Source organism: Lactococcus sp. (assembly GCF_036648155.1).
GTDB lineage: Bacteria > Bacillota > Bacilli > Lactobacillales > Streptococcaceae > Lactococcus > Lactococcus cremoris.
Window position 1 is genome coordinate 1 of the sequence record NZ_JAVXIY010000011.1, and the last position, 14,025, is coordinate 14,025.

Annotated in this window: 14 protein-coding genes and 1 riboswitch; of the genes, 5 read left to right on the forward strand and 9 right to left on the reverse strand. The window is 38.1% G+C overall.

Annotated features, from left to right (window positions below):
• Nucleotides 1–190: 190 nt before the first annotated feature.
• The 3 genes from RSC39_RS10600 to gnd all read right to left on the reverse strand — a co-directional run bounded on the left by RSC39_RS10600 (nt 191) and on the right by gnd (nt 4,424).
• Entirely contained in the window at nt 191–1,606 is a 1,416-nt protein-coding gene (locus tag RSC39_RS10600; RefSeq protein ID WP_015082957.1) for a gluconate:H+ symporter, read from the reverse strand.
• A gap of 136 nt (nt 1,607–1,742) precedes the next feature.
• Nucleotides 1,743–3,251: a gluconokinase gene (gntK, locus tag RSC39_RS10605; protein ID WP_332537078.1), complete on the reverse strand. Its 1,509-nt coding sequence runs from the start codon at nt 3,249–3,251 to the stop codon at nt 1,743–1,745.
• A gap of 267 nt (nt 3,252–3,518) precedes the next feature.
• Entirely contained in the window at nt 3,519–4,424 is a 906-nt protein-coding gene (gene gnd / locus RSC39_RS10610) for a phosphogluconate dehydrogenase (NAD(+)-dependent, decarboxylating) (RefSeq protein ID WP_332537080.1), read from the reverse strand.
• Between the two features lie 422 nt (nt 4,425–4,846).
• Here gnd and RSC39_RS10615 point away from each other — a divergent pair, with 422 nt between their 5' ends.
• Nucleotides 4,847–5,695, forward strand: coding sequence for a MurR/RpiR family transcriptional regulator (locus tag RSC39_RS10615; RefSeq protein WP_011677238.1), 849 nt, complete (start codon nt 4,847–4,849; stop codon nt 5,693–5,695).
• A gap of 38 nt (nt 5,696–5,733) precedes the next feature.
• A complete protein-coding gene (locus RSC39_RS10620) occupies nt 5,734–6,042 on the forward strand; it encodes a DUF960 domain-containing protein (protein ID WP_011836103.1) in 309 nt (102 codons plus the stop codon).
• 71 nt (nt 6,043–6,113) lie between these two features.
• Here RSC39_RS10620 and RSC39_RS10625 read toward each other — a convergent pair whose 3' ends face one another.
• From RSC39_RS10625 to RSC39_RS10645, 5 genes are all read right to left on the reverse strand, one after another.
• Nucleotides 6,114–6,899 carry a metallophosphoesterase gene (locus RSC39_RS10625; RefSeq protein WP_332537083.1) on the reverse strand — a complete coding sequence of 262 codons (786 nt, stop codon included), beginning with the start codon at nt 6,897–6,899 and terminating at the stop codon, nt 6,114–6,116.
• Between the two features lie 130 nt (nt 6,900–7,029).
• On the reverse strand, nt 7,030–7,275 hold the full coding sequence (gene rpsR / locus RSC39_RS10630) for a 30S ribosomal protein S18 (protein WP_003131952.1): 246 nt from the start codon (nt 7,273–7,275) through the stop codon (nt 7,030–7,032).
• 171 nt (nt 7,276–7,446) lie between these two features.
• A complete protein-coding gene (locus RSC39_RS10635; RefSeq protein ID WP_011677241.1) occupies nt 7,447–7,947 on the reverse strand; it encodes a single-stranded DNA-binding protein in 501 nt (166 codons plus the stop codon).
• Between the two features lie 29 nt (nt 7,948–7,976).
• Nucleotides 7,977–8,270, reverse strand: coding sequence for a 30S ribosomal protein S6 (gene rpsF, locus RSC39_RS10640; protein ID WP_011677242.1), 294 nt, complete (start codon nt 8,268–8,270; stop codon nt 7,977–7,979).
• Nucleotides 8,271–8,463: 193 nt separating this feature from the next.
• The gene (locus RSC39_RS10645; protein WP_042748545.1) at nt 8,464–9,318 is read right to left on the reverse strand and encodes an undecaprenyl-diphosphate phosphatase; all 855 of its coding nucleotides are present in this window, start codon (nt 9,316–9,318) and stop codon (nt 8,464–8,466) included.
• Nucleotides 9,319–9,722: 404 nt separating this feature from the next.
• Here RSC39_RS10645 and RSC39_RS10650 point away from each other — a divergent pair, with 404 nt between their 5' ends.
• The 3 genes from RSC39_RS10650 to RSC39_RS10660 all read left to right on the forward strand — a co-directional run bounded on the left by RSC39_RS10650 (nt 9,723) and on the right by RSC39_RS10660 (nt 12,299).
• Nucleotides 9,723–9,938 carry a lactococcin family bacteriocin gene (locus RSC39_RS10650; protein ID WP_332537086.1) on the forward strand — a complete coding sequence of 72 codons (216 nt, stop codon included), beginning with the start codon at nt 9,723–9,725 and terminating at the stop codon, nt 9,936–9,938.
• A gap of 8 nt (nt 9,939–9,946) precedes the next feature.
• Entirely contained in the window at nt 9,947–10,228 is a 282-nt protein-coding gene (locus tag RSC39_RS10655) for a hypothetical protein (protein WP_332537088.1), read from the forward strand.
• A 265-nt stretch (nt 10,229–10,493) separates the two neighbouring features.
• Nucleotides 10,494–10,675, forward strand: a riboswitch (Lysine riboswitch).
• A gap of 157 nt (nt 10,676–10,832) precedes the next feature.
• Complete coding sequence (locus RSC39_RS10660) at nt 10,833–12,299, forward strand: amino acid permease (protein WP_011677244.1); 1,467 nt, start codon at nt 10,833–10,835, stop codon at nt 12,297–12,299.
• A gap of 33 nt (nt 12,300–12,332) precedes the next feature.
• Here the strand turns inward: RSC39_RS10660 and dnaX are convergent, their stop codons facing one another.
• The gene (gene dnaX, locus RSC39_RS10665; RefSeq protein ID WP_332537090.1) at nt 12,333–13,994 is read right to left on the reverse strand and encodes a DNA polymerase III subunit gamma/tau; all 1,662 of its coding nucleotides are present in this window, start codon (nt 13,992–13,994) and stop codon (nt 12,333–12,335) included.
• Between the last annotated feature and the right edge of the window lie 31 nt (nt 13,995–14,025).

Genomic DNA, 14,025 nt, shown 5'->3' on the forward strand with positions numbered 1-14,025 from the left:
GACGCTCGTCTCTCGCGACAACTATTATATTCTATCAAACCTATCTCTCCCTGTCAAGAATTAACTGTCACTTTTTAGGATTTCTTTACCTTTTGTTCGTTTTTAACGAACTTTGATAGCGTTTTATCGCGTGCTACCACTGACTTAGAGAAAATAAAAAAACAAGTCAAAAAATGACTTATTTTTTTTATCAGTGAATCCAAATACTCATCAACATTACCATTCCTAAACCTACTACTGCGATAATTGTTTCTAAGACTGTCCATGTTTTTAAGGTTTGTTTCACATCTAAATCAAAATACTCTTTAAACATCCAGAATCCAGCATCATTAACATGTGAAGCTGCAATTGAACCGGCACCTATTGCCAAAACCATCAAAGCTGCTGTATTTGGAGACGCTGTAGCAAGCATTGGTTGAACTAGACCTGCTGCTGTTAGGGCAGCCACTGTCGCTGAGCCCAATGCAACCCTTAAGATAACTGTGATAATCCAAGCAAGCAATAAAGGAGAAAGGGGTGAATCTTTAAACATATTAGCGATTTGAACTGAGATTCCACCATCAATAAGAATTTGTTTGAGCGCTGCTCCTCCACCAATGACTAATAAAAGCATGGCAATTGATTTAACTGAATCCGCAATTGAAGAAGCAATTTCAGAATTTTTCTTACGGCGCATCCAACCCATAGTAACTAAGGCAAAGAGCAGAGAAATAATCATTGCTGACACTGGATTTCCGATGAACATCATCACATTTTCAACAATACTTGAAGGATAAGTCGTCGTCGTAACTACTTTACCAGCTTTCATCGCACTTGTCGTTACTGCGGCAAAGGGTTTCCCATCATTAGTCGCAATGGAATAAACGGTGCTGATTGCCATTAAAATTACTGGCATAAGAGCTGTCAAGATAGAAATTCCAAAACCTGGTGTTTCTTCAAGTTTCCACTCTTTTATTTCACCAAAAGCAGAAAGTTTATTTTTTACAACAAAAGCTTCTGGTACCCATTTTCTAGCAATTTTTGTGAAAACTGGACCGGCAATAATAACTGTAGGAATCGCCGCGATTATCCCGTAAAGTAGAACTGTCCCTGGATTTGCTCCAAGTACACCAGCAATAGCAATAGGTGCTGGATGCGGTGGCAAGAAGCCATGCGTAACAGAAAGCCCTGCAGCCATCGGAATCCCAAGATAAATCAAAGGTACACTGGCTTCCAAGGCAACGGCAAAGACAATCGGAATCAACAGAACCATACCTACTTCAAAGAAGAGAGCAATCCCAATGATAAAACTGGCAACCATGATGGCCCATTGAATTCTCTTTTTGCCAAAACTATTAATGAGAGTTTTGGAAATTCGGTAGGCACCGCCAGCGTCGGCAATTAAACGCCCAAGCATCGCACCAAAACCAAAGACGATTGCTAATTCTCCTAGTGATCCTCCTATTCCGTTTTGGATGGAAACAGGAATTTGTCCTAGGGGCATCCCAAGACCCAACCCAACTAGAACTGCTACAACAATTAGTGATACAAAGGTGTTAATCTTAAATTTGATAATCATCAAAAGAAGAATTAACACTCCAATTAAAAGTACAAGTAAATCAATCATTTGTTTTTTCCTTTCAAAAATCTTGAAGACATTGTGTAAAAATCAGTTGCTTGCGCTTACAATTTGCATTTAAAATTTAACTCAATACTTGCTTTATCTTAAGTATAGTAGGTATTGAGTTTTTTAGAATCTAAATTTAGTCTTTTTCAAATTTTCTTTGAAAATTCGCGATATTTTCATATTCTGCTAAAAATGAGCGAGAAAGTCGGATAAAGATTGGACTTATTTCTCGATAAATACTGAAATTTTCTGGATTGGGTTGGTAAGTTTGGTTAGTCCCTACCATCTTTTCGATTTCACTAATATCGTCAATGAGTCCTAATGCTTTCTCAGCCATAATAACTGCTGCTAAACAACCTGCTTCTCGACTTTCAGGAACATTAATCGGTTGTTCAAAGATGTCTGCAAGAATTTGTGTCCATAATTCAGAACTTGTAAATCCTCCTGTTGCTTGAATCATGTTGAGGTCACCCACTACTTCAACAAGACTAAGAGCAACCATATAAATATTAAAAATAACTCCTTCAAGAACGCTACGCGCCATGTGACTTCGGTTATGACCATAATTCAAGCCAAAAAATGAACCTCTGGCATTAGCATCCCAAATCGGTGCCCGTTCCCCACCAAGGTAAGGATGGAAAAGCAGACCGTCAGCTCCTGCTGAAATGTTTGCTGCAAGCTCAGTGACTTCATCAAAAGTGATTTTTCCATCAAAAATCTGGTCACGAGCCCATCGGAAAACATCACCGCCAGAATTAACTGGTCCCCCCACTACCCAATGCTCTCTATCTAAAGCATATGTAAAAGTACGTCCTTTTTCATCTGTTTTTGGTCTGTCGGTCACCACTCGAATGGCCCCAGATGTTCCAATAGTTATGGCTGCAACGCCCGGTTTGATGGCATTGACTCCTAAGTTTGATAAAGGCCCGTCAGCTGCTCCCCAAATAAATTTGGTGCTACTTTGAATCCCCATTTTTTTTGCATATTCGTGCGGAAGATTTTCTTCAATTTCATAAGGCTCAACCACGTTTGGCATCTGACTTTCCTTAATCCCAGTCATTTCCAATGCTTCTTTATCCCACTGAAGTTCAAAAATATTGAAAACACCAGTTCCTGTTGCCGTTGATAAGTCAATTTTATTAGTTCCAAAAAGTCGCTGAAAAATGTAACCTTTCAACTCCAAGTAATGAGCTGCTTTTTGATAGATACTTGGGTATTCCGCTTGTAACCACATAAATTTAGATAAAGGAGCCATCGGATGAAGAGGGGTTCCTGTTCTCCGATAAATATCGAATCCTTTTTTAGAAGCTTTGATTTGTTCTGTGTATTTCACAGCTCTCGTGTCTGCCCAAGTAATTAGTCTTGTAAGTGGTTGCCAATTTTCATCAAAAGCAATCAGTGAGTGCATTTGTGTACTAAAGGAAACTGCCAAGAGTTCGTCTTCGTCTTCTAAATTGATTGAAACTTCTCGGATGGTTACTAAGACTGCTTCAAAAATTTCTTCAAGTGATTCTTCTGCCATTCCACTGGCATCACGATGAAGAGGGTAGGCTTGACTACTACTTGCAATAATCTTACCATCTTTTTCAAAAAGCACTGCCTTGGTCGCCGTTGTCCCTAAATCTACGCCTATTAAATATTGCATTGGCGCTCCTTTTCTTCTATATATATTTGCTGACAGGTTACAAGTTCAAATTATAAACTGGAACGTACCACCCAAGAAGCTTAAGCACTTAAACGCCTATCTTCTATGAAATTTCTGTCAGTTGATTATTTTGTTACTGACGTCGATAAGAGCCTTATCGCCTGCTTCATTTCGGTAGATTTTAAGAAACCTAGTGCAATGAACAAGCCGTCAGAGGATAACCATACACAAAGCTTTTATGGACCTACTCAACTTTTCGTCAGTAACTTATTTTTGTTCTACTTCATGTCCACCAAAACCATTACGTAAAGCAGCAACGACTTTACCAGTCATTGTGTCTTCTTGTAATGAGCGTTGGCGCATCATCAGGGATAAGGCGATAACCGGAGCCGGAACGCCTAAATCTAAACTTTCTTCAATGGTCCACTTTCCTTCTCCTGAGGATTGTACACGGCCAATAATTTGGTCAAGTTTAGGGTCTTTTGAAAATTGATCTTGTGCAAGCTCCATCAACCAGCTTCGGATGACTGACCCGTGGTTCCATAATTTTGCCACGGCTTCATAATCATAATCAAATGGTGATTGTTCTAAAATTTCAAAACCCTCAGCAATGGCTTGCATCATGCCATACTCGATTCCATTGTGAATCATCTTTAAGTAATGACCACTTCCAAGTTTTCCTGTATAAAGATAACCATTTTCTGTTGAAATTGCTTTGAAGATAGGTTCAATCACTGACCAAGAGTTTTTATCGTCGCCACCTATCATAAAGTTGCCACCTTGACGAGCCCCAGCCATTCCACCAGAGGTTCCAACATCAAAAAATTTGATTCCTTTTTCTGTCAGTAATTTATTTTGTTCTAAGTTGTCTTTGTAATTAGAATTTCCACCATCAATAAGGATATCAGCTGCTGACAGCTTCTCTGATAATAATTCAATTGTTGAATTTGTTGCTTTCCCAGCTGGAAGCATCAACCAAATAATTTTTGGCTCTGACAATTCTGTCAGTAATTCGTCAATGCTTTTAACTGCTGTAATTTTTTCTGAATAATTCCCAGCCTCTTCCACAGCCTCAGCATTAACATCGTAGGCTACAACTTCTATCTCGTGATCAACTGCATTTTTCACAAGATTCATTCCCATTTTCCCTAAACCAATCATACCAAATTTCATCACTTTTTCCTCCGTGGTATCGCTTTCTTTTTGCTAACTTTAGTATAAGTAATTTTTTTCATTTGTCAACAATATTTTTTGTAAAATATTTTCTGATTTGTCAAAACAATTTCAAGTGACTAATTCGGAATTTCTTATAAATCGGGGAATCGTATTTATGGTATAAGTATCACTGCTTATAACACGCTAAAGCGTGAACGCGCAGACGGAAGTCGCTATAGCGAACTTCCTAGATACCTTATTACTCACTCAGCGGAAAATTATCGTTTCTAGATGAAACAACTAGCATATCTGTAAGTCAGTAAACTGACAACAGCTATCCTACGCATCGTTCGGTCATAATAAGATGATAGCCAGTACACGAAATATTGTTTCGTGTTACTGGCTATGGTATAATGTAGTCAATTAGAAGGAGGCTTGATATGTCGCGTACTTTAATCAGCCGAATCCGAAGTTATTATGATAACCTCAGTAAATCAGACCAGGCAATTTCTGACTATTTAATTGCAAATATTGATAGCGCTGCGATGCTGTCAATTCAAGAATTTGCTCAGAAAACCCAAGTCTCAACCGCTACAATTTCCAGATTTTCCAAAAAAATCGGCTTTAATTCTTTCCAAGAATTGAAACTGGCCATTCACGCCACTGATTCAACGCGAGATGATGAATTTTTTAGCGAACTTTCACCTACTGATGATTATAAAGAAATACTGACAAAAAACTTCAACGGCAATATTTCATCACTAAATTCAACTTTAAATCTTATTAGCAACAGACAACTTGACCAAACAATGGAAATATTACTCAAAGCTAATACTTGTGGTTTTTTTGGTTTAGGTGGTTCAAACGCTGTCGCTTTGATTGCTTTTCATAAATTTTTGAGAATGCCTCTACACTGTGTCTATCATCAGGATTTCCATTTTCAACAAATGCAAGCCGCAAAATTGACAAGCGAAGATTGTGCTTTTGTGATTTCACATACAGGAAAAAACAAAGATACGATGCATTTGGTCGAGATTTTGAAAAGTCGGGGTGTGCCAATTATTGCACTAACCTCCTTTGCCAGCTCTCCTTTAGCAAAGGCTGCTGATGTGGCGCTCATTTCTATTTCTGAAGAAATTTCTTTTCGACCCGAGGCAGTAGCTTCGACCGTTTCTCAAATTAGTTTACTCGATGCTCTTTTCATGATGTATGGAATGAAAATGAAAGATGTTTCCGAGGGAACTTTATCTGAAATCCGAAAAGTAATTAGCGATTCACGTATTTCTTAGAATTTATCCATTTCATTTTAGAGAAAGGATGTGATTTTATGGCATTTTCTAACACTAGACGACGCTACGCAAGTTTTGATACCGTCGCGTCTATTCCTGGAGAAGTCATCGATGCTTTTTGGTTCATTATTGACCATCACTTAAAAGGCGTTTTTCCGATGGAAACCATTATTAATTTTGACTTAGTCAACTCTGATAATTTACTTTCGATTCGTTTCTCTCAAGATAATAGCCCAACCACTGTTCTAGTTGATTTTGGCTATCCATTTAATCCTGATTGGCCACTTCATTATCGAGCAGTAGACAATATGGGACGTGAAACAATCATGACTGCACGAGAAATGTAATGACAGAAAAGTCAATCCATCTGTCAGTAATTTCAAAAATAAAAAAACTGTCAAAATTACTGACAGTTTTTTTAAATTTCATAATAGACAATTTCTGGTGGCACCCCAAAACGAATGGGTAAGAAAGTCAAACCAATCCCACGGTTCACATATAATTTTGTCCGTTCATTCAGTTGATACAATCCACCATCAGCACTACTTGAACCCTTGTTATGTAGTCGCCAATTTCCAATCCGAATTTGTCCACCATGGCTATGCCCAGATAAAATCAAATCAAATTGCTTGATTGTTTCCATATCTAAAACAGTATCAGGTTCATGAAGCGCTAAAAGCGAAAAAGACGCCTCAAGCGGATAAAGCTCCAAGTCAGGTTGCCCCTCACGCCAGTCATCAACACCGGAAACAGATAATGTCCTTTGATCATTATCCACTAATACTGATCTATTTTTTAAAAGAGTAAATCCAGCTTTTTCTAAAAACTCTTCAACAAAGCCAGAAGATTTTTCATCATCAAAATCATGATTACCAAGTATCGCAAATTTTCCTAAAGGAGCGTTAAGCCCTGACAATATCACCAGTAACTCACTCCAATTCTTATCTTTTGCCCAAGCAACCTTATCAAACAAATCACCAGAAAAAATAATTAAGTCTGGTTTTTCGTCAGCAATATTTCGAGCAAATTTTATAAATCGTCGACTACTTGTATGCCAAGCAAAATGCGTATCGGTAAAATGAGCAATTTTTATATTTTGTTTTTGAGCGATTTTTACATGTCTTACTTTCATAACATGTGGTTCTATAAAAACACCATAAATTAACAAAATCAAGAGCAATGCTCCTATTATCAATCCAATCATTTGTCTATTCTATCATAAATTTACTGACAAAAACATAGCATTAATTAAAAAAACGCTGACAAAATCATTTGAGTAAAGCTGTCAGTAAATTTTGTATAAAAAAAGACTACCAAAGTAGTCTTTTCATTTATTAGTTTTGGTCTTCAGCTACGAATGGAAGCAAAGCCATTACGCGCGCGCGTTTGATTGCATTAACCACTTTACGTTGGTTTTTAGCAGATGTACCAGTTACGCGACGTGGCAAGATTTTACCACGTTCTGAGATGAAACGTTTCAAAAGTTCAGTGTCTTTGTAGTCAACGACTTCGATTTTGTTTGCAGCGATGAAGTCAACTTTTTTACGGCGTTTGAAGCCGCCACGACGTTGTTGTGCCATTTTATTTCTCCTTATATTATTTTTTAGATGTCTGTTTAAAGTTTTCTAGGTACGACGTTATTATGAAAAGCCGATTCTGCTTTTCATAATAACTAGTAAGAGGACTAGGAAATCCGCCATAGCGGTTTCCGTGAAATAATTAGGCGCTTTAGCGTCAACTATTTCGCCCTATTAGAATGGAAGGTCATCATCCGAGATTTCCATAGGTGAGCTACCAAATGGGTCAGCATCACGACCGAAATTCGGTGTTGCACTATTATTATTCGTTTGTGGACGTGGAGTATTATTTGTAGATTGGCTTGGTGCAGAATATGAACCGGCAGAAGCTCCGCCTCCCATACCATCGCGAGCAGATCTACTTTCCAACATTTGGAAACTATCAGCCACAACCTCAGTCACATAAACGCGTTGACCTTGTTGATTTTCATAATTACGTGTTTGAATTCGACCAGTTACACCGATCAAAGCTCCTTTTTTAGCCCAATTTGCCAAATTTTCAGCTTGTTGGCGCCAAATAACGCAGTTAATGAAATCAGCCTCACGTTCACCGTTAGCATTTTTAAATTGACGATTTACAGCCAATGAAAAAGTTGCAACAGCTTGATTTTGAGGGGTGTAACGAAGTTCAGGATCGCGAGTAATGCGTCCCACTAATACAACATTGTTAATCATAATGAACTTCTCCTTAGAAATAAAAGCTCTTAAGCTTCAACTTTAACGATCATATGACGAAGAATGTCAAGGTTGATCTTAGCAAGACGGTCAAATTCGCTCAAAGCTTCTGAAGTTGTTTCAGCTTCAAAAGTTGCGATGTGGTAGATACCTTCGCGGAAATCATTGATTTCGTAAGCAAGTTTGCGTTTTTCCCAGTCTTTAGACTCAAGATTTGCAGCTCCGTTTTCAGTCAAGATAGCATCGAAACGTTCAACGAGGGCAGTTTTTGCTTCTTCATCAATGTTTGGGCGAATAATATAAAGAATTTCGTATTTAGTCATTGATTTTTCCTCCTTTTGGACTAATGACGCAGGTTGAGTCCTGCGCAAGTTGTGAGTTTTTCCCACAGAGTTATATTCTATCACTTTTTTTTGTTTTTCGCAAGAATAGATTTAAAACTATTGGGCAGTAACTATTATCTATTTAAAAAGAAAAACAGCCTCCAGAAAATGGTTACTGTTATCTTTTTAACTTTTATCCTAAAAAGGCTTTAAAGGCTGCATAAATAAGGAGAACAATCCCTAGGACAATACGATATTTCCCAAAGAAAGTAAAATCATGTTTCTTCACGTAATCCGTCAAGAATTTAATAGCAACCATTGATACCCCAAAGGCAACCAGACAGGCAACCAGTAAGACGCCAAATTGTTCAAAATTTAAAGAGTTTCCATTTTTAAAGAAATGAAGAATTTTGATAAAACTTGCTCCAAACATGACTGGAATTCCTAGGAAAAAGGTAAATTCTGCAGCAACTTCACGACTTACTCCAATTAACAAGGCACCCACAATAGTCGCGCCAGAACGCGATGTCCCAGGAAGCAAAGACAGCACTTGGAATAAACCAATATAAAGGGCCGCACGATATGGCAAGCGGTCAATATCCATCACGGAAAATTCATGATTCGGTACCCAACGTCGTTCAATAACAATGAAGGCTACCCCATAGATAATTAACATAAAGGCAACCGGAACAAAGTGATAAAAATGCTTATCTAACCAATCATTAAGTGGCAATCCAATAATTGCTGCCGGTAAAGCGGCAATCAAAACTTTCAACCACAAACGCCAAGTTAATTGAATTTCACGTGGTGTCTTTTGTTTGTCAGCGGGATTTAACTTATTAAATGGATTCAACTTATGAAAATATAAAACAACGACCGACAAAATCGCTCCCAATTGAATCACAACATCAAACATTTCTTTAAAAGCAGCTGATTGATTAAGCCGAATGAACTCATCAGCGATAATCAAATGCCCCGTTGAAGAAATAGGTAACCACTCAGTGATCCCTTCAATAATACCTAAAATAATGGCACGAATAAAATCCATATTTTGCTCCTAGAAAATTTCAGTAAAAAGACTGATTTTTATCGACTGACAAAGCAGTCCTATCCTCATAAGTATATCATAAACATCACCGCTTGTAACAGGTCAAGACGGAAGTCGCAATAGCACACTTTATCTTTTAACTGTGCTGGCTAGAACCAATGGACTGTCTAATCAAAGGCGAAGATAAATACCTAGTCTTTCTGATGAAACAACTAGCACATTCATAAGTCACCTGACAACGACTATCCCAAGCGAAAATTTATTATTTCCGCTTCATCCGACCACAATGAGTAAAAATAGAAAAGAATCAATTATAGAAAATTTATTTAATTTAAAAAAAGCCTTGACAAAACCAATGTAAGCGCTTATACTGAAAGGAAATAATAGAAAAAGGAGGATTACAAATGAAAAATCCAAACAATTTTGAAATTATTTCTGACGAAGAATTGTCAGAGGTAACTGGCGGAATGACTTGGTGGCAAGGTATTGACGGAGTACTCAGTTCTTTTCAAAGCACTCCTAGTTGGGTACAAAAAAAGGTAACACCAAGCGGATATGTTCCCTATATACCCGGTGGCGGTTCATGGGTTGGTGGTCCTGGAATGAAACCAGGAAGATAAGGAGAATATTGAAATATTTTGTAACGTCTCTGTCTGCTTCAAAAAATATGGGGACATTAAATTGGCAGACGATGATATTGGATAAGAATCGTGTTGACGAGTCATACTGGGAAAACGCAAAATTAGAATTGTCAAAAGAGATAAAATGGGTCACACAAAGTGAACTTTACCAAAAACTAAAACGCAATGATGGTTCAGGCAATGATATTATATTATCAAAACCAGTTAGTATAATTTTAGATATGGTAAAGTCTGACTTTCCAAACGCAAATATATGGGTTTATCAATGAAGGGAGTACAAAAACAAAAGCATCAATCTCCCTAAGCTACAAAATCTTTATGACTTTCTTTACACGACATCTTGACAAAAAACTCCTTTACAAAACAAAGGAGTTTTTTGTCACCTAATATTTATGTCCTTATTTACTCTTGCTGCTCCGCTTGTACACCTTGATTTAAACAAGTGACCATTACTTACCAAAACTGATTACTTGTAACTAATTTTACATTCTCATCCTTGACATCATTCCAAAATTGCGCTAGAATTACAACTAACACATCGATAGAGGTCGCAACTGATATGAATCTACGCCGAGTTGGAGCACAACGAAGACGCGTATTAGAGGGGGAGAAGTTGCCGAAAGAATTTTGACGCTCAGCAAAGTTCTTGGGCTAGTGAGGAAAACTCACTAGACTGTCGCAAATGGTTAAGAACCATGCGGAGGGCTATTCGTTCAAGAAAATTTTTAAAATTTTGTCGGACCTTTAGCAATCTATTCTATCTAGTAGGATTGCTTTTTTTGTTTTTCTCAGACTTTTCTAAACTAAACAGGAGTGAGGGTAAGTCTGAGTCTAACAAGTCGGTGTAGAATAAATTTTATTAGGGAGAGAATTTTGGAAAATTCTTCAAACTCAACTACTGAGACGCAAGTAAAACGCGGCTTAAAATCACGTCATGTATCCATGATTGCCCTTGGTGGGACAATCGGAACTGGTTTATTTCTGACTTCAGGGGATGTCATTCACACGGCAGGACCTTTTGGGGCACTGACTGCCTATGTTCTTATCGGAGCAATGGTTTACTTCCTCATGACTTCACTCGGCGAAATGGCCACTTATTTACCCACTTCTGGTTCTTTTTCAGACTACGGAACACGTTATGTTGACCCAGCTTTTGGTTTTGCTCTAGGGTGGAATTATTGGTTAAACTGGGCAATTACAGTAGCAGTTGATTTAACCGCCGTTGCTCTTTGTATCAAATTCTGGTTACCTGATGTTCCAAGTTGGATCTTTTCACTGATTGCTTTGATTATCGTCTTTTCAATCAATGCCTTGTCAGTAAAAACTTTTGGTGAAACAGAGTATTGGTTGTCAGCCATTAAAATTACCGTCGTTGTTTTATTCTTGATTATTGGCTTCTTATCTATTTTTGGAATTATGGGCGGACATATTGATGTCGCTAAAAATCTTTCAGTTGGTAATCATGGATTTGTCGGGGGACTTGGTAGCTTCACGACTGGTGGAGGAATTCTTGGTGTTCTCTTAGTTGCTGGATTCTCTTTCCAGGGAACAGAGCTACTCGGAATTACTGCTGGTGAAGCCGAAAATCCTGAAAAATCAATTCCCAAAGCCATGAACTCTATTTTCTGGCGTATCCTTGTCTTTTATATTTTATCGATCTTTGTAATGGCAGCAATCATTCCATTCACAGACCCACATTTGGTTGGTGGTAATTCGGCAGCTCAAAGTCCGTTCACAATTGTATTTGAACGTGTTGGATTTTCTATCGCAGCCTCTATCATGAATGCCGTTGTTTTAACATCTGTTGTTTCTGCGGCCAATTCTGGAATGTACGCCTCTACTCGAATGCTTTATTCTTTGGCTAAAGATGGTGGTGCACCAAAAATCTTCTCAAAAACTTCTAAAAACGGGATTCCTTTCATCGCCTTGTTGGCAACAACCGCTGTTGCATTGCTCACATTCTTAACTTCAATTTATGGGGTCAGCTTCTTTACTTTCCTAGTCTCTGCTTCTGGTTTAACTGGTTTCATTGCTTGGATTGGAATTGCAATTAGCCATTTCCGCTTCCGTCGGGCTTATGTCGCTCAAGGAAAAGACGTGAAAAAACTTCCTTATCATGCTAAACTCTTCCCATTTGGTCCGATTTTAGCTCTCATTATGACCGTTTTAGTAACGTTAGGTCAAGACCCAATGTTATTGTTTGGAAAAACTTGGGTGCAAGGGGTGGTCATGTATGCCGCAATTCCACTCTTCTTTATTCTTTACTTAGGTTATAAATTTAAAAACAAGACAAAACTTATTCCGCTAAAAGATGTAGATTTAAGTCGTCATAAAGATTAAAAAAAGTCGCTCAATGAGCGGCTTTTTTATTTATTAATCATTAATTTCAACAACTTTCTCACCAAAAAGCTCTTTAGCTAATGTAACTGTTTCATCTATTTTTTCGTCTTCTTGCTCTTCATCTTCTTGGGGACTCTCTGATTTTAGATTAGACACATATTCTGTTCGAACTTCTTGCCAATCTTGTTCAGCAAGCGAAATTATTTCTGGAGCAAAACCAATAATCGAACTTAAGAGATTCCCACAAAAGTTTTGCAGCTCTTCGTTTTCACTGACTCTTTTTGCAAGATTTTCATGAGGAAAGGTCACAACAACAAAGTTCTCTGAGGCAGCGACTGGAGAGGTATTATTAAGTAAAGCTCGGTCTGCCGGTTTAGTCACCGAGGCAACAAGTTCAGGCCAAGCGCTTAATGCAGCCTTTCTAGCCTCATTTGTTGCTTCAGCCAGAGCTTTATAAATTAAATCTTTATTAATCTGTCGTTTTTTAGGCGCTACCGCTTTTGGACGTTCTCTAACTTCTCGTGTTGAAGGATTATTTTGCGAATCTGAACTTCCTTGAACTTGACCTGTTGAAATCTGAGATTTCAACTGATTGATTTCTGCTTTTAGGGCAGCAATTTCAGCACCTATTTCGTTAGGAACTTCTGCTTGCGAAGCTGTCAGCAAATGTGTTTGACCCACTTCGGCCAAACGCATAGTCATGACATCTGCCGCAATCTTCGTTTGTGTTGTTTCCTTTATCGTTTTCAAGCTCTCAATCGCAATATCTATCCAAGAAAAAATTTGATTGCGTTCGTATTGAGCGTTCTTGTCCAAAAGCAAATCGCGAAGATAGGCAAGTAAGTCTTCTGTAAAACGAAGCATATTTTTACCCTCAGCAAAAATCTTATCCAGTTCTGTCAGCGCTTTTGATTCGTCATTTTCAAAAAGTGCCGAGACATAACTCACTAAAGCGTCCGCCGCAATTGAGCCTGTGACAAGCAAGGCGTCTTCTTCTTCCAATTTTCCTGCTGAAAAAGATAAGGCTTGGTCTAGTAAGGACAAAGCATCTCGCATCCCGCCCTCAGCTGCTTTAGCAATCACATCAAGGGCTTTATCTTCAAATTCAACCCCTTCGTCCCCAAGAATTTTTCCTAAATAAGTCCGAATATCGGCCGTCGTGATTGATTTAAAGGCAAAGCGTTGAACTCTTGAGATGATGGTTGCTGGAATTTTTTGCAATTCAGTCGTAGCTAAAACGAAAACCACATTTTCTGTAGGTTCTTCAAGGGTTTTCAAAAGTGCATTAAAGGCGCCTGTCGAAAGCATATGCACTTCATCAATGATATAAACTTTATAAGTTGCTTGACTTGCCGCATAAGTTGACTTGTCGCGGATTTCACGAATCTCATCCACCCCATTATTTGAAGCAGCATCAAGTTCAATAACATCATCTAAGCTTCCTTTTGTGATTGAATCACAAATAAAACAATTATTACAAGGTTCTCCATCCACTTGATTAGGGCAGTTAATTGCCTTGGCAAAAATTTTAGCTGCAGAGGTTTTCCCTGTTCCTCTTGGACCAGAAAAAAGATAAGCATGTGAAATTTGATGATTGACAATCGCATTTTTAAGCGTCGTCGCTACAACTTCTTGTCCCACCATTTCATCAAATCTCTGACTTCGATATTTTCTATATAATGCTTGATATGCCATTTTTCTCTTCCAATTTTTTACTTACTATTCT

Bases quoted from the DNA above. Each gene is read 5' to 3' on its own strand.
- rpsR (WP_003131952.1), bottom strand. From the start codon at position 7,275: ATGGCACAACAACGTCGTGGCGGCTTCAAACGCCGTAAAAAAGTTGAC.
- dnaX (WP_332537090.1), bottom strand. From the start codon at position 13,994: ATGGCATATCAAGCATTATATAGAAAATATCGAAGTCAGAGATTTGAT.
- RSC39_RS10600 (WP_015082957.1), bottom strand. From the start codon at position 1,606: ATGATTGATTTACTTGTACTTTTAATTGGAGTGTTAATTCTTCTTTTG.
- RSC39_RS10620 (WP_011836103.1), top strand. From the start codon at position 5,734: ATGGCATTTTCTAACACTAGACGACGCTACGCAAGTTTTGATACCGTC.
- RSC39_RS10645 (WP_042748545.1), bottom strand. From the start codon at position 9,318: ATGGATTTTATTCGTGCCATTATTTTAGGTATTATTGAAGGGATCACT.
- RSC39_RS10615 (WP_011677238.1), top strand. From the start codon at position 4,847: ATGTCGCGTACTTTAATCAGCCGAATCCGAAGTTATTATGATAACCTC.
- RSC39_RS10635 (WP_011677241.1), bottom strand. From the start codon at position 7,947: ATGATTAACAATGTTGTATTAGTGGGACGCATTACTCGCGATCCTGAA.
- RSC39_RS10625 (WP_332537083.1), bottom strand. From the start codon at position 6,899: ATGATTGGATTGATAATAGGAGCATTGCTCTTGATTTTGTTAATTTAT.
- gnd (WP_332537080.1), bottom strand. From the start codon at position 4,424: ATGAAATTTGGTATGATTGGTTTAGGGAAAATGGGAATGAATCTTGTG.
- gntK (WP_332537078.1), bottom strand. From the start codon at position 3,251: ATGCAATATTTAATAGGCGTAGATTTAGGGACAACGGCGACCAAGGCA.
- RSC39_RS10650 (WP_332537086.1), top strand. From the start codon at position 9,723: ATGAAAAATCCAAACAATTTTGAAATTATTTCTGACGAAGAATTGTCA.
- rpsF (WP_011677242.1), bottom strand. From the start codon at position 8,270: ATGACTAAATACGAAATTCTTTATATTATTCGCCCAAACATTGATGAA.